Origin of the sequence: Vibrio aerogenes, from assembly GCF_024346755.1 — a bacterium.
Taxonomy (GTDB): Bacteria; Pseudomonadota; Gammaproteobacteria; order Enterobacterales; family Vibrionaceae; genus Vibrio; species Vibrio aerogenes.
In genome coordinates, this window is record NZ_AP024862.1 from 341,892 (window position 1) to 367,627 (window position 25,736).

General features: G+C 45.6%; 21 protein-coding genes and 1 pseudogene. 12 read left to right on the forward strand and 10 right to left on the reverse strand.

The genetic code is table 11. The features are described 5' to 3' along the window. The 6 genes and pseudogenes from gnd to OCV29_RS19250 all read right to left on the reverse strand — a co-directional run bounded on the left by gnd (position 1) and on the right by OCV29_RS19250 (position 10,269). Complete coding sequence (gene gnd, locus OCV29_RS19225; protein WP_073604979.1) at positions 1-1,449, reverse strand: decarboxylating NADP(+)-dependent phosphogluconate dehydrogenase; 1,449 nt, start codon at positions 1,447-1,449, stop codon at positions 1-3. Positions 1,450-1,462: 13 nt separating this feature from the next. Then, positions 1,463-2,179 (reverse strand): 6-phosphogluconolactonase, encoded by a 717-nt coding sequence (gene pgl / locus OCV29_RS19230; RefSeq protein WP_261887426.1) that lies wholly within the window; start codon positions 2,177-2,179, stop codon positions 1,463-1,465. Continuing rightward, positions 2,176-3,678 (reverse strand): glucose-6-phosphate dehydrogenase, encoded by a 1,503-nt coding sequence (zwf, locus tag OCV29_RS19235; protein WP_073602033.1) that lies wholly within the window; start codon positions 3,676-3,678, stop codon positions 2,176-2,178. The genes pgl and zwf overlap by 4 nt, the downstream gene beginning before the upstream one ends. Before the next feature lie 445 nt (positions 3,679-4,123). Then, a pseudogene (locus OCV29_RS19240) lies at positions 4,124-6,990 on the reverse strand (HD domain-containing phosphohydrolase). Positions 6,991-7,314: 324 nt separating this feature from the next. Continuing rightward, positions 7,315-8,394, reverse strand: coding sequence for a pectate lyase family protein (locus OCV29_RS19245; RefSeq protein ID WP_084193166.1), 1,080 nt, complete (start codon positions 8,392-8,394; stop codon positions 7,315-7,317). A 690-nt stretch (positions 8,395-9,084) separates the two neighbouring features. After that, complete coding sequence (locus tag OCV29_RS19250; RefSeq protein WP_073602034.1) at positions 9,085-10,269, reverse strand: NupC/NupG family nucleoside CNT transporter; 1,185 nt, start codon at positions 10,267-10,269, stop codon at positions 9,085-9,087. A 670-nt stretch (positions 10,270-10,939) separates the two neighbouring features. Between OCV29_RS19250 and OCV29_RS19255 the strand changes: the two genes are divergently transcribed. Next, a complete protein-coding gene (locus OCV29_RS19255; protein WP_073602035.1) occupies positions 10,940-12,607 on the forward strand; it encodes a rhamnogalacturonan lyase B N-terminal domain-containing protein in 1,668 nt (555 codons plus the stop codon). Between the two features lie 105 nt (positions 12,608-12,712). Here OCV29_RS19255 and OCV29_RS19260 read toward each other — a convergent pair whose 3' ends face one another. Continuing rightward, positions 12,713-13,645 carry a LysR family transcriptional regulator gene (locus tag OCV29_RS19260; RefSeq protein WP_073602036.1) on the reverse strand — a complete coding sequence of 311 codons (933 nt, stop codon included), beginning with the start codon at positions 13,643-13,645 and terminating at the stop codon, positions 12,713-12,715. A 212-nt stretch (positions 13,646-13,857) separates the two neighbouring features. Here OCV29_RS19260 and OCV29_RS19265 point away from each other — a divergent pair, with 212 nt between their 5' ends. From OCV29_RS19265 to OCV29_RS19280, 4 genes are all read left to right on the forward strand, one after another. Next, positions 13,858-15,054, forward strand: coding sequence for a glycine C-acetyltransferase (locus tag OCV29_RS19265; RefSeq protein WP_073602037.1), 1,197 nt, complete (start codon positions 13,858-13,860; stop codon positions 15,052-15,054). 32 nt (positions 15,055-15,086) lie between these two features. Continuing rightward, complete coding sequence (gene tdh, locus OCV29_RS19270) at positions 15,087-16,118, forward strand: L-threonine 3-dehydrogenase (RefSeq protein WP_073602038.1); 1,032 nt, start codon at positions 15,087-15,089, stop codon at positions 16,116-16,118. Positions 16,119-16,479: 361 nt separating this feature from the next. Continuing rightward, positions 16,480-17,424 (forward strand): D-2-hydroxyacid dehydrogenase family protein, encoded by a 945-nt coding sequence (locus OCV29_RS19275; RefSeq protein WP_073602039.1) that lies wholly within the window; start codon positions 16,480-16,482, stop codon positions 17,422-17,424. Positions 17,425-17,589: 165 nt separating this feature from the next. Beyond that, positions 17,590-17,934, forward strand: a complete 345-nt coding sequence (locus tag OCV29_RS19280) for a VOC family protein (protein WP_073602040.1) — start codon at positions 17,590-17,592, stop codon at positions 17,932-17,934. A 217-nt stretch (positions 17,935-18,151) separates the two neighbouring features. Here OCV29_RS19280 and OCV29_RS19285 read toward each other — a convergent pair whose 3' ends face one another. After that, positions 18,152-18,400, reverse strand: coding sequence for a hypothetical protein (locus OCV29_RS19285; RefSeq protein ID WP_073602041.1), 249 nt, complete (start codon positions 18,398-18,400; stop codon positions 18,152-18,154). 427 nt (positions 18,401-18,827) lie between these two features. Continuing rightward, positions 18,828-19,166, reverse strand: coding sequence for a GFA family protein (locus tag OCV29_RS19290; protein WP_073602042.1), 339 nt, complete (start codon positions 19,164-19,166; stop codon positions 18,828-18,830). A 253-nt stretch (positions 19,167-19,419) separates the two neighbouring features. Between OCV29_RS19290 and OCV29_RS19295 the strand changes: the two genes are divergently transcribed. Beyond that, positions 19,420-19,902, forward strand: coding sequence for a tetratricopeptide repeat protein (locus OCV29_RS19295; protein ID WP_073602043.1), 483 nt, complete (start codon positions 19,420-19,422; stop codon positions 19,900-19,902). Between the two features lie 166 nt (positions 19,903-20,068). Next, positions 20,069-20,374 carry a hypothetical protein gene (locus OCV29_RS19300; RefSeq protein ID WP_073602044.1) on the forward strand — a complete coding sequence of 102 codons (306 nt, stop codon included), beginning with the start codon at positions 20,069-20,071 and terminating at the stop codon, positions 20,372-20,374. 225 nt (positions 20,375-20,599) lie between these two features. Here the strand turns inward: OCV29_RS19300 and OCV29_RS19305 are convergent, their stop codons facing one another. Next, positions 20,600-21,085 carry a DUF1203 domain-containing protein gene (locus OCV29_RS19305; protein WP_073602045.1) on the reverse strand — a complete coding sequence of 162 codons (486 nt, stop codon included), beginning with the start codon at positions 21,083-21,085 and terminating at the stop codon, positions 20,600-20,602. A gap of 174 nt (positions 21,086-21,259) precedes the next feature. Here OCV29_RS19305 and OCV29_RS19310 point away from each other — a divergent pair, with 174 nt between their 5' ends. The 5 genes from OCV29_RS19310 to OCV29_RS19330 all read left to right on the forward strand — a co-directional run bounded on the left by OCV29_RS19310 (position 21,260) and on the right by OCV29_RS19330 (position 25,723). Continuing rightward, positions 21,260-22,105, forward strand: a complete 846-nt coding sequence (locus OCV29_RS19310; protein ID WP_139281482.1) for a bifunctional transcriptional activator/DNA repair enzyme AdaA — start codon at positions 21,260-21,262, stop codon at positions 22,103-22,105. Positions 22,106-22,197: 92 nt separating this feature from the next. After that, positions 22,198-22,791, forward strand: coding sequence for a cold shock and DUF1294 domain-containing protein (locus OCV29_RS19315; protein ID WP_073602235.1), 594 nt, complete (start codon positions 22,198-22,200; stop codon positions 22,789-22,791). Between the two features lie 93 nt (positions 22,792-22,884). Next, a complete protein-coding gene (locus OCV29_RS19320) occupies positions 22,885-23,508 on the forward strand; it encodes a thermostable hemolysin (RefSeq protein WP_073602046.1) in 624 nt (207 codons plus the stop codon). After that, positions 23,505-25,058 carry an AMP-binding protein gene (locus tag OCV29_RS19325; protein ID WP_073602047.1) on the forward strand — a complete coding sequence of 518 codons (1,554 nt, stop codon included), beginning with the start codon at positions 23,505-23,507 and terminating at the stop codon, positions 25,056-25,058. Before OCV29_RS19320 ends, OCV29_RS19325 begins: the two co-directional genes overlap by 4 nt. After that, the gene (locus tag OCV29_RS19330; protein WP_073602048.1) at positions 25,055-25,723 is read left to right on the forward strand and encodes a TenA family transcriptional regulator; all 669 of its coding nucleotides are present in this window, start codon (positions 25,055-25,057) and stop codon (positions 25,721-25,723) included. Before OCV29_RS19325 ends, OCV29_RS19330 begins: the two co-directional genes overlap by 4 nt. Positions 25,724-25,736: the final 13 nt, after the last annotated feature.

Consider the following 25,736-nt stretch of genomic DNA (forward strand, 5'->3'; position numbering starts at 1 on the left):
CTAAACATCGTAGGTCGTCGATGCAGTATCACCGCCGGTCCCTGTCCAGTTGGTATGGAAGAATTCACCACGGGGACGATCAATTCGCTCATAAGTATGAGCACCAAAGTAATCGCGCTGGGCCTGAAGCAGGTTCGCTGGCAGGCGTGCTGTCGTATAACCGTCAAGGAAAGTCAGTGCTGATGTGGTACATGGCATCGGAATTCCTGTTTCCAGAGATTTAGCGGCAACTTTTCGCCATGCAGCCAGACAATTATCCAGAATGTTTTTGAAGTAATCATCTGAGCCAAGAAAAGCCAGCTGAGGATTGTTCTCAAAAGCATCACGGATATTACTCAGGAATGCTGAACGGATGATACAACCGCCACGCCACATCAGTGCCACATTGCCGTAATTCAGATCCCAGTGATTCTCTTCTGAGGCTTCACGCATCAGCATAAACCCTTGCGCATAAGAGATAATTTTGGATGCCAGTAAGGCCTGACGCAATGATTCAATCCACTCTTGTTTATCGCCTGCAACTGGTGCGATGGTTTTAGCAAAACTTTTTTCTGCTTCAACCCGTTGATCTTTCAATGCAGACAGACAACGGGAGAAGACAGATTCAGAGATGAGTGTCAGCGGGATACCGAGATCCAGTGCATTAATACCCGTCCATTTGCCGGTACCTTTTTGTCCGGCAGTATCGAGTATTTTATCAACGAGTGGTGCGCCATCTTCGTCTTTGTAACCAAGAATATCGGCTGTGATTTCAACAAGGTAGCTGTCCAGCTCTGTTTTATTCCAGTCAGAGAAGACTTGTTGCATTTCATCCGCTGTCATGCCCAGTCCGTCTTTCATAAACTGGTAGGCTTCAGAGATCAGCTGCATGTCTCCATATTCGATACCATTATGTACCATTTTTACAAAGTGACCGGCACCATCTTTACCGACCCAGTCACAGCAAGGTTCATTGGTTTCTGTTTTTGCGGAAATCGCCTGAAAAATGGGTTTCACCGCCTGCCATGCTTCCGGAGAGCCACCCGGCATAATTGATGGTCCGAAGCGTGCACCTTCTTCACCGCCGGAAACGCCGGTGCCAATAAAGTGAATGCCTTTTTCTTTCAGGGCTGCGACCCGGCGGTTGGTATCCGGATAATTTGTATTCCCGCCATCGATGATAATATCTCCCTGATCGAGTAATGGGACCAGCTGTTCGATGAAAGCATCGACCACAGCACCGGCACGAACCATCAGCATGACTTTTCTTGGTGTTTCCAGTTTGCTGACCAGATCTTCAAGCGAGTAAGCGCCGATAATATTTGTTCCTTTGGCCGGCCCTGCGAGAAATTCATCTACTTTTGCGGTTGTCCGGTTATGTGCAACGACCTTAAAACCGTGGTCGTTCATGTTAAGAATCAGGTTTTGCCCCATAACAGCAAGACCAATTACACCAATATCGCCTTTCATTTGAATTTCTCCTTTACGCAATTTTTGTTGCTGCGTCTGAATCTAAATACCACTCGGTCTTACCCTGATATGACTGAATTTTTGCGGCCGGGTAGAGTAATTTATCTGCTGGAATTGTGCTGATTTCGTGAACGATATCGGCTTTACCTGCACCCAGTACAAGATAGCTGATTCGCTTGGCGGCTTGCAGAACCCGTGCTGACTTGGAAACCCGCTTTTGTCCGGATTCCGGATGAGATGCGACCACCGCCAGGCGCTCTTCTGAATAATCGGTTGCTCCGGGGAACAGTGAGGCGGTATGACCGTCAGCCCCTACACCTAAAAGAATCCAGTCAAAGACAGGAATACCGTTTGTCTGAGAAATTGTGTTTGCCATCTCATCAGCAAATCGCTGTGCTTCTTCTTCCGGGTCATTTTCTCCGATAATGCGATGAATATTTTCTGCCGGAATGTCGATGTGACTGAAAAGCAGTGCATTTGCTTCACCAAAGTTACTTTCAGCATCGTCCGGCGCTACGCAACGTTCATCGCCCCACCAAAAATGTAAATTCTGCCATTGTACTGAAGTGGCATAAGGTGCCTGAGCCAGTTGCTGAAACAACATTTTTGGGGTGCTGCCACCGGATAAAGAGATATGAACAGGGCGGCCCTGCTCGCTGAATACTTTTAAATCCTCTGCCAGTGAATGGACAACTTCATCAGCAGTCTGAAAAATTTTATGGTTGATCATAATTCGCAGTAATCCGTGTTGGTCAGGTTTTTACATGGGAAGCGCCAGGTGCGGCCATCGTTTGTTAACAGATCATCCGATTCTTTTGGTCCCCAGGTACCACAGGCATATCCGTACAGGGACGTTGGATCTTGTTTATAGTCAAGAATAGGCTGAACGAATTTCCAGCAGGCTTCTACCGCATCTGTTCTTGCAAAGAGTGTCGCGTCCCCGTTTAGCGCATCGAGCAGAAGTCTTTCATATGCGGTCAGCATCTGAGTTTCTTCCAGAGAGGCATAGTGGAACTCCATCGAAGCTTCTTTGGCTTTAAATCCTGCACCGGGTTGTTTCAGTCCAAAACTCATCAGGATGCCTTCATCAGGCTGAATACGAATGACCAGTTTGTTTTCTGGTGCATTCTGGCCAAAGACCGGGTGCGGTGTTTGTTTGAAATGAATCACAACTTCTGTCACCCGTGTCGGCAGGCGTTTTCCTGTACGGACATAGAAAGGCACATTGTTCCAGCGCCAGTTGTTGATAAACATTTTTAACCCGACGTAGGTTTCTGTTCTGGAATCTCCGGCAACGCCGGGTTCTTCGCGATAGCCGGGAAGAAACTGTCCGCGAACCTCTGAGCCGGTATATTGTCCGAGCACCAGATTATTTTTCAGGTCGTCTTCCGTGAGTGGTTGCAGACTTTGCAGGACTTTATTCACTTCGTTACGGATTGAATCAGCATTGATGGCACTTGGTGGCTCCATGCTGACCATCGCCAAAACCTGAAGCAGGTGATTCTGGAACATATCCCTGACGGCGCCGGAGCCATCGTAATATCCGCCACGTTCTTCAACCCCCAGAAACTCAGCGCCGGTGATTTCAACGTAGTCGATGAAGTTACGGTTCCAGAGGGGCTCAAACATGCCGTTGGCGAATCTGAATACAAGCAGGTTTTGCACCGTTTCTTTACCCAGATAGTGGTCGATCCGGTAGATTTGATGTTCTTTAAAGTGTTGATGAATGTCGATATCCAGCTGTTGTGCTGAGGCGAAGTCATAACCGAATGGTTTTTCTATCACCAGCCGCTTCCATCCGTCTGTTTCATCATGGAGACCATGTGCTGCGAGGCATTGGGGTATGACACCATACAGGCTTGGCGGTGTGGCCAGATAGAAGAGGGTATTTCGCTGTTCAAACTGATATTGTCCGGCAAGCTCGTCTAATTTATTTTTCAGCTTGTGGTAGTCATCGACATCTGCTGTATCTACAGACTGATAATGAATGTGCCGGCAGAAAGCATCCAGTGTTTCCGGTGTGGTTTTCTCCAGTTCCTGAAGCGACAGTTTGAGTTTATCCCGGTATGATTCATCGCTGTATGAAGTCCGGCTTGCACCCAAGATGGCAAATGATTCCGGAAGTTGTTCATTTTCATATAAATGATAAAGAGCAGGGATGAGTTTACGATAGGTGAGATCACCAGACGCACCAAAAATCACGATGCAACTATTTTCAGGTATGACCATCATATTTCCCTTTGAAACGAAGTACTGAATGAGAACCGTAAGGTAGCAGTAGCTTACGCAAATAAAAAACAGGCTCTTCCTATAAAACTGATAGATAAAATCAATATCGATTCATATAGTCAGAGCAAAATTAGTCTCAGCCAAACGACCTGAAATCTGTAGCAACAAGTCGTTTGGTTGTCTGCTATTGTCTATGATATTTTGATTTGCATCAATGGCGGCGCTGTTTTTATTTTGACTTCGTTGATCTGTTTTGTGGAAAGTTATTTTTCCACATTTTGTCAGAGAATACCGATTCAAAGATGATAGTTATTATGCAGAATTCGTTTATTTATCCGGGTGATGATTCGGGCCGGTGCAATAGGGGCGCATATTCAGGAACGGCTGTTTCAGTATATACCCATATATGGGTATAAAACAGTGACCCGCGATAAACAGCCCCCGGCTAAATTAATGTTTTTAAATATTGTTTCACCTGTTTGATATGTGTTTCTTTATCAATCGGGGTGCACTGACGAATATCCAGAAATACATCGGCATAAAGCTGGAATATATCTTTTTCCAGAAAAAGCAGGTAAAGCCGGGGATCAAGATGTCCGGTGACGGCCATGTTGGTCATAATCTGGATTGACTCTGCAAGGTTTTTCGCTTTTTTGTATGGTTTGTCTCCGGAAGTCAGGGCTTCAAAAATGTCGGCAATGGCCATCACCCGGTCCTGAATCGATAATTCTTCGGCCTTGAGCGCTCTGGGAAAACCTTGCCCGTCAATTCTTTCCCGGTGATTGCCTGCAATATCCGGAACGTGCTTCATATGTTCAGGGTAAGAAAGCTCTTTGAGCATATTCCGGGTTTTATGAATATAGTTATTGATGATCGCCCGCTCTTCATCGGTCAGTGTGCCGGATGCAATCGATAAGTTATGCAGCTCCCCCCGGTTATAAAGCAGCGTTTCGGTGTGACCGGTCTCAGATGACTGAATATCCTCATTCCAGGTGATCAGATGTGAAGGTTTATCATCTAACAACTTTTCTGTAACAGGCAGTTCCGGCGCTTCAGTGGCACGTTTTTTATCCAGCCATGAAATGCCAGCCTGATCGTCCAGTGTGCGTGTCCAGGTGCGTTGTGAGATTTGCCTGAGTTTTTGTTGGTCGGCTTCTCCAAGCGAATGTGAACCAATATTACATCGTGCAACAAAAGTAAATTCCTCATCCAGCGTTTGATGGATGTGCTTCAGTTCTGTTTCACATGCCTGCCGGTCTTTCCCTTCTGCAATCTTTTGCCAGAAATCAGATACAGCCTGAGCTTTCAGCAGTTCAAAACGCATTCGGATTTCATGAATCCTGTCATAAACTGTTTCGAGTTTTGTCGCTTTATTGATTAAATATTCCGGTGTGGTGATTTTTCCGCAGTCATGCAGTCATGCAGCCAGGCGGCCAGATGCAGCGCTTCCCACTGTAACTCATCCATCTTGAAGTAAGGATAATAACGTTCATCCTGATCGACCGCTTCTGTCAGCCATTTGACCAGAGACGGAATTCTTTGGCAGTTGCCATTGCTGTAAGGTGATTTTGTATCAATAGCGGTCGCCACAGATTCAACCAGTGAGTGGAACATGCTCTTTTGTTGCTGGATATGATCAATATTTTCTTTGGCAACCTGAGCAAAACTTAACAGTTCGCCTAAGAAAGCATGTTTGTCCGTCTGTTCTCTGGTGAGTTCACGTTCGTATCCCAGGTTCAGAATTCCGGTCAGCTGATGGTGATGATCCATCAGCGGAAACAGGTAGATATCAGAATTATACAGGTTTTCGGCATATTTTTTGACGATATTATCAGCGCGTCTGATATGAACGGTTTCGCCACGCTGAAGCTGAGATTTGATCCAGGGGATATCTTTCAATAACACATTGATATCAATTTTGAACGGAATGATGGTATGACTTGCCAGTTTTGAAAATGTCTGACTCTCAGCCGTCAATGCGTAGAAAATGACTGTCTCAGCCCGTGTGACAAGATAGCTTTGATGCGTGATGGTTTTTGCCAGCGTTTCAGCATCATGGTTGCCGGCTGTTTCTTTCAGGAGTTTCAGAATGTCACTGAGTGTATTTTCCATCAGCTGCAATGATCTCGACAGGTCAGAGATTTCTTTAATCGCTGAGCGGGGATAGATTGATTTCCTGAACTTGAACTGAGTGATATTACCGGTTAGAGACACCAAAGCCGTCAGTGGTTTCGTCAGATGTCTGGCGATTAAAAATGCGAGAATAAAGCCACTGGCGAGTAAGATGATCGTCACCGTCAGCTGCTTGTCACGAAGTGACAGTAACGGTGCCAGCAGATCGTTTTTGGGTGTGGCTTCTGCCAGTAAAAGAGTAACATGTGGTGTCAGTACCACCGGGGTCAGCGTCACAGACCAGGTTGCCTGATTGTCTGAAACTGTTTCATAAATGACCTGTGTACTCATTCTGTTCATCACCGGCGCAAAGACAGATTGCTGCAGTTTTGCCTGGTTCCGGGGAGCTGGCGCCTGAGTTGAAACCGGTGAGTTATGCTGGCCCAGTACATTATATTGCTGATCGAACAGAATGAGCTGGGTTTGGTTGGAGAACCCGATATGTTTAATCTGTTCAGACAATGAAGCAAGCGTAAAATCAGCGCCGATGACATGTCGGCCATCCGGTGTTTTTCTGGAAAGGGTGATCCCGTGGGTTTTCAGGAAATAAAAGAAATAAGGCTCTGTTAAACGAATTTTTCCGTCGTCACCGGCCAGAATGTACCACGGCCTTTGACGTGGGTCGAACTGATTGCTGTTGTCTTCCCGGTAATCTGTCTGCCGGAAGTTTTCGTCCAGATAGTAGAATTCATTTTTCCCGTCTGTCCGGGTTTTATTCATATAAAGAATTGCGTTATCCGGTGCATGGAATCGCTTTTTGTCTTTCTCTTCGATGAGCGGACGAATGATAGAAAAGTTGCCTGCCTGATCGGCAAAATAGAGTGCAACCAGATGTGGATTTCTCTCAAAGACCGAAAAGGTTGATGCAAGCAGACGCTTGTCTTTTATCAGAAAGTCAGGTTCATCAGTGATGGTCGTATAGGCCAGAAAATCGAGCGTGGTTAAAACCGGACCAATATTTTGTTGATACCTGGTCTCAATTTTGCGGCTGTTTTCATAACTCAGCTGTTTTGCTGTCTCATCGAGTAATTCCTGAGCATGCTGATAACTGATATAAATCAGCACAATACCAACCAGTGAAGTGATGATGAGAAATAAACTGCCAATATGTAAACTCAGAGAATAACCACGTACTTTCATAAACCTATCCTGCTAACTGCGTCAAGATAAGTATTGTCGAAGGTCGGGAGGTTGACAAAGAATGAGGAAACTTAATCTGTTGCTTTTATTTAATAATGTGGTGTCTGAGAAAAGGAAATCAAAGAAGCTGGTTCAATGTCACAAAAAAATGTAACAGAGATAGGTAGTGGAAAATAAAATTGAGCCACATAATGAGCGAATAAAAAATATATCCGGCTGTTTATATTGAGTGTGATTAATATATCATGAAAATAAAAAAGCCCTTGAATAAAGGGCTTTGAATATAATAACGGACCAAAATAAGTGATTAGGTCATTCACATGTTTATTTTACGCCGCAGTTACCATCTGAAACAAGCATACCTGTGTTTGCACCTGCTGCTTTCTTCACGATAGAAGGAATACATTTTGCGTCATCCAGGCTGTAGCTGTAAGGAATGCTGACAGATGTTGTAGAAGTTGGGTTTGGACCAGCAGGGTGCATTTTGCTTGCATCTTCTGACCAGGTCACATTATCGTAGATATTACCGCTGACATCCCAGTAACCCATGTCATTGGTATAGAATGTACCAATTGGGTTTTTAGAATCTTTAAAGTAGTTATTTTCAGCTTTGATTTTACCACCGATGCGTGGGTTCATTCCTGAAGCGCGCTGACCTTCAAAGAAGTTGTTATATGAGTGAGCTGTTGCGCCACGTAGTAATGGTGTACGGGATTTCAGGTTTTTGTAGTAGTTGTGGTGGAAAGTGACAGGGCCATTATCTGTATCGCTGTTACTGTGACCAACCAGGCCGCCACGATCTGAATTCATCAGAATACTATATGATAAAGTGATGTATTTTGAGTTGTTTTTCACATCAAACATTGCATCATAGCCGTCTTTTTCACCACCGCTTGCTTCAAGTGTTACGTGGTCAACCCAAACGTTGCTGACATTTTTTTCCATACCGATGGCATCACCACCGTTAGAGATTGGAGAACCTGATTTTTTCACGTTCTTAATATGAACGTTACGGATGATAACGTTTGAAGCTTCACGCAAGTGAATACCAAGCTGGTCAAACAGCGCACCTTTGCCGACACCCAGAATGGTGACGTTGCTGACTTTTTTCAGGTCAATTGCATCAGCACGTGTATTACAGCTTTTGTTTGAACTTTTCACCTGTTCAGTGTTGCCGTGATTAATTGTACCTTCTACTTCGATGATGATTGGTGTATCAGCAGAAGCACGCTCACACAATGCAGTGTTGATTTCTGTTCCTGTTGTTGCGTGAACAACTTTACCGCCCTGACCACCTGTTGTTCCGCCATTCAGCGTTGCATACCCATCAGCTGCGAGTACTGAACCGGAAGCCAAACCAAGTGCTGCAGCAACAACAACAGATAAAATACGTTTATTGTTCATTACATTTATTCCTTAGATACAAATTATTGAATATTTTTTAATTTTATTTATTGAAACGGTTATTCATTAGGTTAATTAATGTTTTCTGTAGCCAATATGTGTTAGCAATTATTTATTATGTAAGCTCCTTCTTGAATTTATGATGATTTAACATCAAAATATTTTTTGGCGAATATAAATATCATTCATTAATTCAATAAAACAAAATGAAGTATTATTAAATTTGAAACGCCATTTCTATTTGATTTTAATTTACCACGAATTCCTGAAAAGTGAGATTAATTTTTTAGAGATTAAGGGGGGAGATCATATTTATATCGCTAAAATACTAAGTAGTTCGGTATTTTTATCTGATTTTAGTAATATGATTGAAACTTATTATTGATATTTAAGAGATCTGTATATTGTCGATGTGTTCTGTAAAATAAAAATATGCTGTTCAATTTTAAAAATATACCTAAGTGATCTCAAGATGCAGGATTCTGAAGCGAAAGATTGGCTTCAGATTAAAGGATAGGTGATTAAAGGTCACTCAGAGGGATACCAGACAGAAAAGACATGCTGCGCCATTTCTGACGCGGCATGTCTGTTTATCGATATCTGTCTCATCCCCAAAAGTGGCGTCTTGTATAGGGCGGGTGATTCATCACCTTGTGAGGGCAGAGAATCGATCTTTTAAAGCGCAAGCCTTTATAGCACAAGGCCGGCAACCGCCGCAGAAAGCAGACTCACCAGTGTTGCCCCATAGACCAGACGGAAGCCAAAGCGGGAAACAACATTTCCCTGAGATTCGTCAACCCCCTTAATTGCCCCGGCTACAATCCCGATCGAGGCAAAATTAGCAAATGAGACTAAAAAGACCGATAAAATACCCATGCCACGTTCAGTGAACTGCGCGGCAGTTTTCTGAAGTTCCAGCATGGCAACGAACTCATTAGACACTAATTTGGTTGCCATAATACTACCGGCATGGAGTGCATCCTGTTCCGGAATACCAATGATCCATGCCAAAGGATAGAAAACATAGCCCATCAGTTCCTGAAAACTGAGGCCGAAAATAGCTGAGAACATTGCATTCATTGCCGTGATCAGGGCGATGAAGCCAATCAGCATCGCTGCAACAATCATCGCAACCCTGAATCCGGCAAGAATATAGTCGCCCAGCATTTCAAAAAAGCTTTGATTTGCGTGCAGGTGGCTTAACTGAGGCTCGGGTTCATCATCCGGATGGTAAGGATTGATCAGTGATAAAACCACAAAGGTACTGAACATATTCAGGATAATTGCAACGACAACGTACCGGGGTTCAAGCATGGACATATACGCACCGACAATCGACATGGATACTGTCGACATGGCTGTTGCTGCCATGGTGTACATCCGCCGGGATGACTGTTCACTGAGAATACCTTTGTATGCGATAAAGTTCTCTGACTGGCCGAGCAGCAGCGAACTGACAGCATTAAAAGATTCCAGTTTTCCCATACCATTCACTTTTGACAGCAGTGTGCCAATCAGACGAATAATCAGTGGTAATACTTTAAAGTGCTGGAGAATACCAATCAGGGCAGAAATAAAAATAATCGGGCATAAAACGTTTAAAAAGACAAAGGCCATGCCTTGCTGACTCATATTGCCAAATACAAAGTTGCTGCCCTGAGCGGCAAATTTCATCAGTTGATCAAAAAAACCTGACACTGATGTTACAGCGTATAGTCCGGCTTCAGAGTGAAGCATAAACCATGCGACCGAGACTTCGATCACCAGGAGTTGCAGAATGTATCTGATCCGGATGTTTCGGCGGTCATAGCTGACAAGCAGCGCAAGTAATGTGATGACAAATAACGTCAGTATAAAATGCAGAACAGATTGCATATCGGCGTGTAATCCTTTTCTTTATGGGGAATAAAACGGTGCCGATCATACCGGCTGAATTCGATTAATGATAGCTTTGTCACTATTTTGAGGTCAAATTCTGCGCGGATGAGGTTTTTATCGTGAAATGGTGATTTGAATAATGCAAAATGCGAATGAATTTGCGTTTTGCAAATAATATATGAGTTTATCTGCAATAATATGGCTTGATGAGAAACGAGAAACCAAAAAAATTGATTAAAAATCAATAACTTAATTGTTTTTGTAAAAGTTGGCACGTAAAGTGCTTTATATACGCTGACCCTTTTAAGCCGAGGGTCACCTAGCCAACTGACGTTGTTAGTGAACCTATTTGTTCATATTAATAGCCAATCACAAGTTTTGTGATTGGTTTTTTTTTGCTTTTTTTCAGGTGGCTTATTATTTTTCGGGTCAATTTACGGGTATTTGTTGAGTCAATCGCAGAAAAATATTCATATCATTGTACTTATCATTTGGATTAAACATTGATCAGACTCTGTTCACATAATGATCATGTTGGTCTTTTTTGAACGGTCGGTTCTGTTATCTTCATCTTTGTCTGGCAGTGAAACTTATTGGTGTGACTAGATTGTCATATTTATCTGTTATTTTGCCAGCCCCCCTGATAAAAACAAAGTGAAGGACAGATATGAAGTATTTATTGACAACTCAGGGTCTGATTTGTGGCTTGGGACTTGCGTTTGCAACCGGTGCAAATGCGAGCTTTTCTCTAAAATCAGACAGTAATTTCTATACGGTTGATACCAATGCTGGTGTCGTGTTTAGTGTTCGCCGGACAGATAACAATGTCAGTACACAATCTGCTGGTGATATTGCCTCATTAAAAATTAATGGCAAAGAGTTTCAGAATCAGTCTCGTGGCTCTCAGATTAATGCCGGGTTTGACTGGCTGTATAAAAATACCTCTGATGTAAAAGTAAGTGCCACAAAAATTGGCTCTGATTATATCAAAGTCACGGTCAAAGCAGGAAAGCTGACCCACTATTATATGGCGCGTAAGGGCTATCCGAATATTTATATGGCCACCTATTTTACCGGTGAGCCGGATGTTCACAACCACGTTCGTTATATTCTGAGAATGAAACGTAGCCAGCTTCCTTATGGGCCGGAACCTTCTGATATTTCAAAAACGACCTCAACCGTTGAAGCAAGTGATATTTTTGCTTTAAGTAATGGTGAAACCCGCTCCAAGCATTATTCAAATCAGCGCCTGAAAGACTGGAAGTATATTGGTGCGACGGGTAATAATGTGGGAGTTTGGGTTGTCAGAGATGGCATGGAAGGCAGTTCAGGCGGGCCTTTCTACCGAAGCTTACTCAATCAGGGCACTGCCGGTGATCAGGAAATTACCTACATTATTAACTATGGTCAGGCGCAGACTGAAAGTTTCAGACCCGGCATTCTGAACCATTATACGCTGGTGGTAAATAAGGGACAGGCACCTTCAACCGATATTGACACCAGCTGGTTCAGTAAAATGGGATTAACCGGCTATGTTGCTGACAGCAAAAGAGGCCGGGTTTCTGGTGTCGGTATTAACAACCGCAATACAGATTATGACTATACGGTTGGTTTTGCCAACAGCAAAGCACAGTACTGGGCTGATGCTAACATTGCCAGTGGCTACTTCAGTACGCCGTATATGTTGCCTGGTACCTATGACATGACAATCTATAAAAATGAGTTGGCGGTACAGAAACAACAGGTCACCGTCACTGCTGGTAATACAACCGTTCTCCACACGATTAGTATTCAGGATGATCCGGGGAATGATGGTGTGATCTGGCGGATTGGGAAATGGGACGGCTCACCGCAGGAGTTCATGAATGGCAGCAAGCTGACAACGATGCACCCTTCGGATGTCCGGATGAGCAAATGGGATGGCTCAAATTTCATTGTGGGGAGCAGCAGCACAAATAGCTTCCCGGCTTATATCTGGAAGGATGTGAATAACAACCACGTGATTTATTTCCGCTTAAATGCCTCACAACGGGCAAAAGCGCATACATTGCGGTTTGGTATCACTGATGCGATGGCTGGCGGCCGGCCACAGATCAAGGTCAATGACTGGACTTCCAAAATACCATCCGCTTCTTCTCAACCTAAAACAAGAAGTCTGACAACCGGCAGCTATCGGGGGAATAACACTACGTTTGAATACAGTATTCCGGCCAGTGCATGGAAAAACAGTGATTCAGACTGGAACAGTCTGGTGATCAATGTTGTGAGTGGTACAACATCGTCCGGGTATCTTTCACCGGCAATCAGTGTCGATGCCATTGATTTGCTGAAATAAGTATTTGTCTTTCCGCAGAGCGGCATTGTTCACTCTCCGGGGATGAAACCACAGTTATCACCGTCTTGTCAGACCGGGCCGCCCGGCATGATGCGACGGTGATTTTTAATCTGAGTTCAGGGTGAGCAGGCAGGGTAAGTGCTCGGACATATAATCAATAAAGACCCGCAACCGGGCCGGCATATACTGCGTCTGGGCATATTGCATCACAACAGCACCGTGGTAACTGCTTTTGATCGTCCAGCGGGTCATCAATTGCTCGACTTCTCCTGCAGCCAAAGCTTCCTGAACCACAAAGTCATGAAAAATCCCAATGCCTAATCCATGTCTGACACCGTTGAGCCGCAGCTGAGAATGATTGACAGCATATCTCCCTGTAACCTCGACAGTGTGAGATTCTCCCTCATGCACAAAGGTCCAGATGTGATCTTTATTGTGTTCTGCCAGATACAGGCAATCATGATGAATCAGTTCTGTCGGATGTTGTGGCCTGCCATAAGTTTTGAGGTATGCGGGGCTGGCACACAGGACCAGATTGGTTTGTCCTAATTCTTTCATGACCAGAGTTTCATCCGGTTGATCTGTCAGACGAAAGGCAATATCAATGTGATTCCGGAACAGATCGACCGGACCATCCACCGAGCGGAGTTTTAACTGAATATCCGGGTATTGTTTCAAAAACGGTACTACGAAGGGTTGTAACACTGAGTTCAAAAACGCTTCGGGCGCTGCCACCGTCAATGCTCCTGAAGGGCGCTGATGATCGGTTGCTGAAAGCTCCACGGCACGCTGTGCCGCATTCAGCATCAGCAGGCATTGATCATAAATCTGTTGCCCTGTTTGGGTAATCACCAGTTTCCGGGTGGTTCTTTCCAGTAACTTCACCGATAAGGCTTGCTCAAGCCGGGTAATCAGCTTACTGAGTGCCGATGGTGTGACATCAATTTTCGCGGCAGCAGCAGTAAAACTCCCTTCATTGACAATCAGAATAAATGTTGCCAGATCGGGGAGCAGGCTGATGAGTTGTGTCTGTTGCATTGTGATTTACCTTTGCACATGAAGACTTAATTTTACAGATTGATGAATTCAATTCAATAATGATTTTCCTCCAAGAGGGATAATGACTTTGGCAGTGATGGATTACACTTATGACAAGGTCAGAAAAATATCCTGATTTTTACAGTGTAAACAGGTTTCGTATCCGAATGCTGTTTATGACGTATGATACTGATAATAAAAGGAAACAGAGTATGTCATCTGGGTTTTACCAACATATTCAGCAACAGCTGGAGATTGTGAAAGAAGAAGGTCTGTACAAATCTGAGCGGGTGATTACTTCTCCGCAGAAAGCAGCGGTTGAAGTGGCTGGCGCGAATGAAGTACTGAACTTTTGTGCCAATAATTATCTGGGGCTGGCGAATCACCCGGCGTTGATTGAAGCTGCGAAAGCCGGTATGGAAACCCACGGTTTCGGCATGGCTTCGGTCCGGTTTATCTGCGGTACTCAGGATATTCATAAACAACTGGAACAGAAGTTATCTGCATTTCTTGGTCAGGAAGACACCATCCTCTATACATCTTGTTTTGATGCCAATGCTGGTTTGTTTGAAACGCTGTTGGATCAAAACGATGCCATTATTTCTGACGCCTTAAATCACGCTTCGATTATTGATGGTGTGCGCTTATGTAAAGCAAAGCGTTTCCGCTACGCCAACAATAATATGGCTGAACTGGAACAACAGCTGATTGCTGCGACAGAAGCAGGTGCACGGCATAAAATGATCGTGACCGATGGCGTGTTCTCTATGGATGGCGTGGTTGCGAATTTACCGGGCATTTGTGATTTGGCCGAAAAATATGATGCACTTGTGGTGGTTGATGACTCTCATGCCGTCGGCTTTATGGGAGAAAACGGCCGCGGTACACATGAATACCATCAGGTCATGGACCGGGTTGATATCATTACCGGGACGTTGGGTAAAGCCATGGGTGGTGCATCTGGCGGCTATACTTCAGGGAAGAAAGAAGTGATCGACTGGTTACGACAGCGTTCCCGGCCTTATCTGTTCTCAAACTCGGTGGCTCCGGCCATTGTGGCTGCATCGATTCGGGTGCTCGATTTACTGGCTGAAAGCAGCGACCTTCGAAGTCAGTTATGGCAGAACGCTGCGCACTTCCGCACAAGAATGACGGAAGCCGGATTTAAGCTGGCAGGCGCTGATCACGCCATTATCCCGATTATGTTGGGAGATGCGAAAGTGGCGGCAGAGTTTGCAGAAAGAGCGCTGACACAGGGCATTTATGTGGTGGGCTTCTCTTATCCGGTGGTGCCGCAAGGACAGGCGCGGATCCGGACACAAATGTCAGCCGCGCATACGATAGAGCAGTTGGATCGGGCAATTGATGTGTTTATTCAGACCGGACGTGACATGGGCATTATCACCTGAGCGGTGAGCCAGTGTGAGATGAGGTATTCTTTATGAAAATCAAAGCACTATCGAAAATGAAACCAGAGCCGGGTATCTGGATGACATCCGTTGAGATGCCGGAGCCCGGCCACAACGATTTGCTGATTAAAATCCGCAAGACGGCGATCTGCGGAACCGATGTACACATTTATAACTGGGATGAGTGGTCACAGAATACGATCCCGGTGCCGATGGTTGTCGGTCATGAATATGTGGGCGAAGTCGTCGGGATGGGTCAGGAGGTTCGTGGTTTTACGATTGGTGACCGGGTTTCCGGGGAAGGGCACATCACCTGCGGGCATTGCCGGAACTGTAGGGGAGGCAGAACGCACCTTTGCCGGAATACCATCGGGGTTGGCGTGAACCGGACCGGCGCATTTGCGGAGTATCTGGTGATTCCTGCTTTTAACGCCTTTAAGATTCCGGACGAAATTTCCGATGATCTGGCGTCGATATTCGACCCGTTTGGCAATGCGGTGCACACCGCGTTGTCGTTTGATCTGGTGGGGGAAGATGTGCTGATCACCGGGGCCGGGCCAATTGGCATCATGGCTGCAGCGGTTGCCCGCCATGTCGGTGCCCGTCATGTAGTGATCACGGATGTGAACCCTTACCGGCTGCAGCTTGCAGAGCAAATGGGGGTGACCCGCGCTGTGAACGTTGCAGAACAGAAGCTGGAAGATGTGATGTCTGAGCTGAAAATGACGGAAGGCTTTGATGTCGGGCTGGAAATGTCCGGTGTTCCGGTCGCATTCAATTCGATGCTGAAAGCGATGACTCACGGCGGCCGAATGGCACTGCTGGGAATTCCACCTTCACAAATGGCGATCAACTGGAATGAAGTCATTTTTAAAGGGCTGGTAATCAAGGGCATTTATGGCCGGGAGATGTTCGAAACCTGGTATAAGATGGCGAGCCTGATCCAATCGGGCTTAGATTTAACCCCAATCATCACTCATCATTTCCCTATTGATGATTTTCAAAAAGGCTTCGACGTCATGCGTAGCGGGGCTTCCGGGAAAGTGATACTGAACTGGGACTGATTTTCTGAGCGCTTCGGATGGGGCGCTTTTTTGTTTTGCTGGTTATGTATGCATGATCAGTAAAATGGAAGATAGGGCGGTATTTAGCCCCAAAAAAAGCCCTAATTTAGCCCCATCTATCGGTGGTTTGTTGGATGGTCATGAATGTTTTGAATTAGTTTTGTCCCGTTGTGTTATCGGAGCAGAACCCTTTTTCGTGCCTATACTGCAACCTCGCATACGCGTTTTCTCTGATAGTATATTTAACAGAATACTGATAAGTTCTTTGGATACTGATAGTTAACCGTGCGTGTTTTTACTGGTCCAACGAGGTAAACGCGCATGCGCACGAATAAAATGTCATAACAACAAGGAGAGTTCAGTGAAAATAACAGTGTTAGATGACTATCAAGATGTGGTCAAAACCTTAGACTGTTTCGATTTACTATCACACCATGATGTGTCAGTTTTGAATGAGACACTCCCTGAATCGGAGTTGGTCGCTCAACTTCAGGCATCAGATGTTCTTGTTCTGATTCGAGAGCGGACAGTAATAACAGAATCCTTGCTATCACAATTGCCTAATCTCAAAGTCATTAGTCAAACTGGCAAAGTCAGCAACCATATTGACGTGAATTTATGTGAAAAGTACGGGGTTCGGGTACTGGAAGGGCGCGGGTCTCCGATAGCACCTTCTGAGTTAGGTTGGGCTTTAATTATGGCTGCTAGTCGTTACATTCCTGGTTATTCTGCGAACCTTAAAAATGATAAATGGCAAGACTCAGGTGGGCTGGGTTTAGGTCGAACTCTAAAAGGCTTAAATCTTGGTATTTGGGGTTACGGAAAAATAGGGCAACGAATTGCTCAATATGCTAAAGCATTTGAAATGTCGGTTGTTGTTTGGGGGAGTGAGTCGTCAAGGAAACTAGCGCTTGAACATGGCTTTGAAGCTGCTACTTCCAAGGACGCGTTTTTTACTGGTTCTGATATCGTTTCACTTCACCTGCGCTTAAATGATGTGACCCGAGCGTGTGTAAAAGCCTCAGATTTAAGGTTGATGAAAGCAGACTCTCTGTTTGTAAACATTAGCCGTTCAGAGCTTGTTGAACCATCAGCTCTCTACAATGAACTTGTTTCTGTTCCAACTAAGCGTGCTGCTCTGGATGTCTTTGATGTTGAACCTGCATCACCCGATAGCGAAACGTTACTTTCATTGCCCAATGTTACGGCTACACCTCATCTGGGTTATGTAGAGAAAAATAGTTATGAACTGTATTTCAAAATAGCATTCGAGAATATTTTAGCTTTCGAGCAGGGGACAGTGTAAGTTTCAGCATCGAAGAACTCGTTGTTATAACCAACAATTTAAGCGTGATTCCTAACGCTTGAAGGGTGGGTGCTAAATTTTAATACAATGTTTACGGTGGTATGGTTGAGTTGAGTGGTAGCGTTAATCACCTTAATTGGGCGTTAGCTGCTTTTGGAAAGAATCATGGATGTAATAGACATAAAAACATTTGTTCCAAGTAAGGATTATGAAATCTCAAAGTCTTTTTACTCGGAAATTGGATTCAAATCAGAATATGTATGCGACGAACTCACGCTGTTTGAAAACGGAGATTGTCTTTTCTTTTTACAGCGCTTCTACAATGAAGATTTGGCCAAGAATTTCATGTTGCAAATTTGCGTTTCAGACATCTACGATGCACATGAGTTATGTTCTGAGTCGGCACACAAAACCAAAATTACGCCAATACAACAAGAGTCTTGGGGTAAGGTATTTTATTTATGGGGGCCGGCAGGTGAGCTGTTACATATTACACAGTTGGGCAGCTAACAAAGTGCTAAACACCTTCCCTTCGGTCATTGGGACAGCAACACAGGGAATGGTGTTGCTGTCCTGATTAATGGTTAATACTGGATATCCTCATTTGTTAAGGCTTGTCTGATGTTGATGCTCATCATTTCTCCCGATCTATCATGAGGTTTTCTCATTCGACTGTGATTCTTCCTTTATCCAGTTTATATAAGCGATTAATATCCGGGGTGCTGAACTACCCGTCCAGATATTCCCGCTCTAATTCGGTGATCAGGTTATGAATAAATACCTGAATCTGCCATAAATCCCGGTATTCGATCTGAGGATGACCCGAAAGAATCGCCTGCATTAACATCAGATATTCACGGGCTTTGAGATGGATATTCAAGTCGGTGCCTTCAGTTTCTGAACGCTTGACATTGAAGAGCCGATTTTCCTGTTCCGGGGTAAGTTTGGTTTGATGGAAATAGTTTGATGTGGGCATTGAAGCCTCCGTCTTGCGATTAAATATCAATCACCACTCAGAGGGACTAATCAATGGGTGATGAGCTGAACAAGGTTAGTCCTACCGTTCGCAAGAGACGGCCAGCATAAAGCTGCCTCATCCAGCTCACCATAATTCAGGCGTACTGAAATAACACATAAATGACCGACGGACAAGCCGGCATTTATGTGCCTTGCGATTGTAACGGGGGACTAAACCCGACACTATTTTATGCAGTGCGGAGGTAGGTTAATTGGGCTGACTGCTTTATTCAAGGCAGAAAAGTATGGTTTTAGTATGAGAGAGTGAGATCTGAGTCGTGTTTTTCCGGAAGGTGCAGAATCAGTTGTGTCTGTCCCGATTGGGTTTAGTCCGGTATGCATGCCAACGCGCTTCGGAACGAAAACAAGATTATCAGCCTATTCCATTAATATGACTCGCCATTTATTTTTCGGACAGGAATGCTTGAAAGCACCGCATTTTCAGCCATTCTCATATTAACCGCCAGGATAGCTTCAGAGCATTTTTCTGTGGTTACATAATGTGTTACACAACCGCACAGATCACAACGATGAAATTCGGCTTCTTTGTCTCCCCAGCAATAGAACACCGTTTTCTCTTTCGAGTGAATTTGCACCTGGTCAGGAGAAAAATATGCCCAGGCTGCGGCATAGCGGCGACAAATGGAGCAATTACATATACCGACTTCTTTCGGGAATATCTTCAACTCTAAGCGAACGTTTCCACAATGGCACGTTAATTCCATATAATGATTCCCCGTATTTAGTGTGCACCTCAAGTCAAAGGCGCTGGTTTAACTGTTAATCCTGTCGCCAAAGTCCGGTCCGATAATATCCCGTTTGTATGAACAGGCCCTAATTATTGATTGCTGATTTAATGTGAAAAATCTATCAATTTTTTCAACATCAGGCGGTGATTATATCTTGAATTATCATGTTCAAAATGTAAAAACTTTGTGGTGACTCACCCTTATTCATCAATCAACCGGAAGATAAATCATGGAAGCCGTAATAACACAGGCGATTGAACTAAGAAAGAATGGTAAACATCAGGCGTCAAGAGATTTGCTGACTCAGCTGTTGAATGATAATGGCTACTCCGGGAAGGCTCATTTGCATATTGCATGGTCATACGATAATGAAGGCAGAGAGCGGGAAGCAATCGCCCACTATCGGTCATCTTTATCTGGAAACCTGTCATCAACGGAGCGTTTTGATGCTTTGTTTGGTCTGGCATGCACCCTTCGTTGTGTGGGTGACTATGCAAAAGCACTCCACTACTTTGGGCAAACAATAGAAGAATATCCTGATTCTCCGGAGGTCAAGCCTTTCTTTGCCATGTGTTTATATAATTCCGGCCGCTACAAAGAAGCTGTCTCTCTGCTATTGGAACTTTTGGTTTCAACAACAGACAGTCAGGAGATTCAGGCCTATCAACGGGCTATTTCTCTGTACGCCAAAGATTTAGATCGAACATGGTAAGACGGGCACCTTTAATTCAAGGGACAGGAAAACATTTCTAACACAATCGGTACTAACTCCTGACCTGAGCCTTGAAATGACTCAACAGGCTTTCATTACAATGGGTGCAATTCAGTTGAACGGGTGAGCGCACCTCGATGTAGTTTATAAAATCAGGAGAAGAAGTATGTCTAAATTATCAAATCCGGTTGCGATGATGTTGCTGACCACTGCCATTAGTTTTGGCTTAACAGCATGTAACGACGATACAGCGAAAGAAAGTAGTGTTTCAGAAAGCAGTATGTCAGAAAGTACGCCATCAGAAAGTCATGTATCAGAAGGTGCAGCGACAGAGAGTGTGTCATCAGGAACAGTGGCGCCGGAAACTGCAGCACCAGAGGTACCAGTGAGCAATGACACCACAATCGAAAATGAAACAACAGAGTCGGAAGTCATGACTGAAGACTCTGCGACGGACAGCAAAACGGAATAATGCATCAAATAAAGTGAATGAGTGACCACCCTTTCTCTGGGGCGTCATTCCATTCACTTTTTATTTTGCTGAATTTTGAGATTTCATCAATATGACCCGCCATTTATCTTACGGGTCATTTATCTTACGGATAGCCAAGAGGTGAAAGCAATCAGAGCAGCTATTTCTGTACAACGCAGATTTCGATTGAATCTGTTCAAATGAGCACCATCGAAAACCTCAGTGTTATTTCCCGGTTATTTCCCGATCCAATCTGAGCGCGTAGCAGCCATAAGCTGCAAACCGTGCCAGTACAAAATGTACTTCCGGATCGGTAAAAAACTGCTCCAGCACGGCTTGTGCGTTATCGGTGCTGACCAATCCGGCGGTGGCGATGGTTTCATTTTCCCTGTAAGCCCTCAGCACAAACATGTGACTCAAATAAGCGGGGCCTGTGCTGGCACGGGTGGGTAACCGGGTCAGATCCGGTGGCGTGTCTGCAGGCTCCGCCTGAATAAATATCGGCCCATACTCTTTATAAGGTCCCGGACGGGAGAAAGGACAATAGCTGCCCAGAATAAGTTTTTCTCCGGGTTGTGCCCGGCGAAGCGTATCCCGGCACGGTTCTCCACCTTCGGCAATCAGGTGTTCCACTGGCTGGTTTTGGTCATCAAGACCTGCCTGTCTTGCCTTGGCTAAAAAATCCGGGCGAACAGGGGTGATGGTTATCATGGTGCACTCCTACAATAGTTGATTTGACCGGCACCAATCTAAACAAACCATGGGCCGGAGACGATCCGGATCTTGCGCAATTGAGTAAGATAATGAAAAACGCAAGATCCGGATGGTGCGCTTGTCTGCTTCATGTCAGGATAACCGCAGGATAAGCTGACAAGAGCAGGAAATATGGCAGAGATTCAGGCGCGGCTGCTACAGATAGCACATACCATTGAAGCAAATGCTGATGAGACATTAAGTCTGGAACAGTTGGCGAAACAGGCGGCAGTCAGCCCCTATTATCTGCAACGTAAGTTCCGGGAGATGTTTGGTATCTCCCCACGCGAGTATCAAAATGCGATTCGTATTCAGAGGATGAAACAGTTACTCAGACAGGGAGATACGGTCTCCGGAGCCATTTATGCGGTCGGCTTTGGCTCTGGCAGCCGGGTTTACGAACAGGTGAATCAGAAAATCGGGATGACGCCATCGGACTATCGTTCCGGAGGGCAGGATATGCACATTGCATTTGCGGTGCGGGAAACGGTATTTGGCCTGCTGATTATGGCGGCAACAGAACGGGGCGTGTGTTTTGTGCATTTTGGAGAAAGTATCGCGTCACTGATTCAGGCACTGCATACTGAATTTCCGAATGCGTTGCTGGATCCCACGCCGGACGCGGTGTCAGCGGAACTTGATTTGTGGATTGAAGCGCTGGAGCTGTATCTCGCCAGCCGGGGGCCAAGACCTGATTTGCCACTTCACCTGCGGGGAACGGCTTTTCAGGTGAGTGTCTGGAAATTTCTGATGAGCATCAAAGAAGGCCAGACAATGAGCTACAAGCAAGTGGCGGAAGGGATTGGTTCGCCCAAATCATACCGGGCAGTGGCAAATGCCTGTGGGGCGAACCATATTGCGGTGCTTATCCCCTGTCACCGGGTTCTGCGCGGCGATGGTCAGCGTGGTGGCTATCGCTGGGGAGAAGAGAGGAAGGTACGCTTACTTGAAAAGGAAAATCCCCGGAAAATAACCTGACTGCCATTTCAAATGTTTCAAAGAGTTTTATTGCGCTATATTTATTGGGCTGAGAATGAAAAACCCCGTGACTGATGAACGAAGGACGCCGCGTGAAAGGAAAAATTGTCGAGTGGTATGATGAAAAAGGCTACGGCTTTATTGCCGTGGCAAATCAGGAACGACGGATATTTCTCCATGTTTCTGAACTGAAACACAAGCATCTGCGACCCGCCCCTAACGATAGGGTGAGCTTTGACATTTGTGAAGATGAGCGCAAACGGCTGCGGGCGGTGAATGCATCGATGATCAGCATGAAGTCCTTTCCTCTGACCGTTCTGTTTGGTGGTTCATTTTTAGTGTTCGCCTGCGTGTCTCCGCTGGTACTTCATCGCCACCTGTTTTTTATTCCGCTTTATCTGGTCTTAAGTCTGTTCACCTGGCTGATGTATGCCTGGGATAAAGAAGCTGCGGAAAAAGGCCAGTGGCGGACCGCAGAAAACTCACTCCATTTCTTATCACTGGCTGGTGGCTGGCCCGGTGCTTTGCTGGCTCAGCAGCAGTTGCGGCACAAATCCAGAAAACAACCGTTTAAAACCATTTTATGGTTGACGATACTGGTGAATATCATCGTGTTTTTCTGGTCGTTTACAGCATCAGGATCAGAGATAATTCAGCAGGTGACGTCGCTGCTTCTGAACCCGTAAATCAGGACTCAAACACAAAAAAATCCTGCCTTAAGCTTCCCTTAAGTATTCCCGCTTAATCTTTGAATCAAAGTTCAGGGCGAGGAATTCATTATGTCATTAGCAATCGATCATGCGTCAGTCTGTTTAACCGTGATTGAACAGCATCACGCATTACGCCAGTGTGCCGAGCAGTATGTTGTCGATCGGTACGCGTCAGCATTTGATGCGCAAATCGAAGAATTTATGCCGGTTTTTCTGGCGTTACAACAACAGGGCGAGATTCAGTCAGTCTGCGGCTACCGTGCTGCGTCTGAAGAAACACTGTTTCTGGAGCAGTATCTCGATGCACCGGCGGATCAGCTGATTTCTGAACATTTCTCACAGCCGGTCAGTCGCGACTCTCTGATTGAATTCGGGCAGCTGGCAGCGTTCTCAAAAGGCTTTTCTCCTTTGCATTTTTATCTGATTACCCAGCATCTGGCAGCTCTGGATTATCAATGGTGTATTTGTACTGTCACTGATCCGTTATTTGCCCTGATGAAGCGAATGGGACTGAACCCGGTTGTGATAGCACAAGCCGATCCGGCACGGGTTGAAAATGCACATTTGTGGGGACGTTATTATCAGTCTCAGCCCCGGATTGTTGCCGGTAATATCCGGCAGGGTCTGCAATACCTGCAACAGTATATGGCTTTGCGGGCAGAGCGTTCACCAAACAGGAATATGAGTGTATGAACAGCAAAATTATCTCTGCGTTATCTGAGCATGCGCAACATCAGGGTGATAAAGCCGCTTTTATTGGCAGAAATCATGACGGGTCTGCCTGTGTACTGACGTATCGTCAGTTGCTGGAACAGGTTCAAAAATATGCGGCATATTTTCAGCAGCATTCTGCGCACTGTGTTGCCATCTATGCGGAAAACAGCCCGGCGTGGCTGGTGGCGGATTTAGCCGCAATGTATGCAGGCATTCCCTGCATTCCTGTACCGAAATTTTTCAGTCAACAACAAATTGACCATGTTTTATCGCAAACACAGGCGGATTTATTGATTCATGATCAGCTTCTGGATGGTTTTAGCGAAGCCGAAGGCGAAAAAATATGTGGAGAACTTGCCATCGGACACCGTGATTTGGCGGCAGCTTCATCGGCAGAGTCAGCGATATTATCTGAGAATATTCTGCCGGGGACAGTCAAAATTACGTTTACGTCTGGTTCGACCGGGCACCCGGAAGGGGTGTGCCTGAGCCAGAAGAATCTGGACGAGGTGACCCTGAGTCTGGCTGAAGGTATCCGCTCATGTGAAGGATTAGAGAAACACCTGGTGATGCTGCCTTTATCGACGCTGCTTGAAAATATTACCGGTGGGTATGTGCCTTTGTATCTAGGTGTGACCTCGGTTGTCCCGGATGGACGCTCTGTAGGATTAAGTGGTTCCAGCCAGTTTGATGCATTGCAGTGGATGCAGACATTACTCGAATCCCGGCCGGATACGATGGTACTTACACCCGCATTGTTACATGCGTTGGTGACCTTGAGTCAGCATCATGCTGAAGTGGTGTCTTCACTGAAGTTTGTCGCTGTCGGAGGCGCGCATGTCCCCAAAGCCGTGCTTGAGCAGGCTCGCCGGGCAGGTATTCCGGCATATGAAGGCTATGGCTTGTCCGAGTGTAGCTCTGTGGTCGCGCTGAATACGCCACAGCAGGACCGGCCCGGAAGCAGCGGGAAAGTGCTGCCGCATGTTCAGGTCCGGATCGCCGATGATGGTGAAATCTGGGTCAAAGATGGCATTGCCCTGGGATACCTTGGTCAGCCATTTGCGCAGACCTGGCTGGCAACCGGCGATTTGGGGACACTGGATGGGCAGGGATATCTGTATGTCCGTGGCCGGAAAAAGAATCAGATTATTACCAGCTTTGGCCGGAACATTTCCCCGGAATGGATTGAAGCCGAGGCGCAGCACTGGGAAGCATTGAGACATTTCTTTGTGACTGGGGAATCACAGGATCGGTTGTCTGCTGTGCTGGTCAGCAACGATGTGCAGGGCGCTATTGAAGCCGTGCAGGCACTGAATGAAACCCTGCCTGATTACGCGCAGGTTTGTCAGCTGATTTTTATCAAAGATTCAGAAACTTATCGTTCTTTTCTGACGGCGAACCAACGCCCGAGAAGAGCGGTGATCGAACAACAGACACAGGCATGGCTGAATAATCCGGGATTATACCGGGACACCATCGCCATCATCACACTGAATTTAACTATTGAAACTTTAGAGGTATCACTATGAGTCATTTTTTTACTACTTTACAGGAAGCAACCCGTCCGGCGAGAGAAGCGATGCTGAGCGCGCCGATAGTCGCAGCTTGTGAACGGGGTGACATTTCGCTGACACAATATCACCGCTTTTTGTCTCAGGCCTATCACCATGTGAAGCACACGGTTCCACTGTTAATGGCGTGTGGTTCACGTTTAGGCGAATCTCATGAGTGGGTAAGAGCCGCGATTGCAGAGTATATCGAAGAAGAAATTGGTCATCACGAGTGGATTCTGAATGATATTCAGGCGTGTGGTGGCGATGCTGAAGCGGTTCGCAATAATCAGGGCGAAGGTGCGATGGGTATGCCGATCGAACTGATGCTGGCTTATCTGTATCACAACATTGATCGCGGTCATCCGATGGCTCTGTTTGGCATGGTTTGGGTGCTTGAGGGAACCAGTGTCGGCATTGGTGCTCAGGTGGCAAAACAGGTGAAAAATACCTTAAACCTGGATGATGAGTCATTGACATATCTGACTTCTCACAGCGAGCTGGACCAGGATCACATCCGTTTCTTTGCTGAATTAATGGATAAAGTTGAAAACCCGCAGGAACAAGCGGCGATTATCGATGCAGCGAATATGGTTTTCCACCTTTATGGTCAAATGCTGCACTCATTAACGGCTTCGGTCTGAACGAATCAGGGAG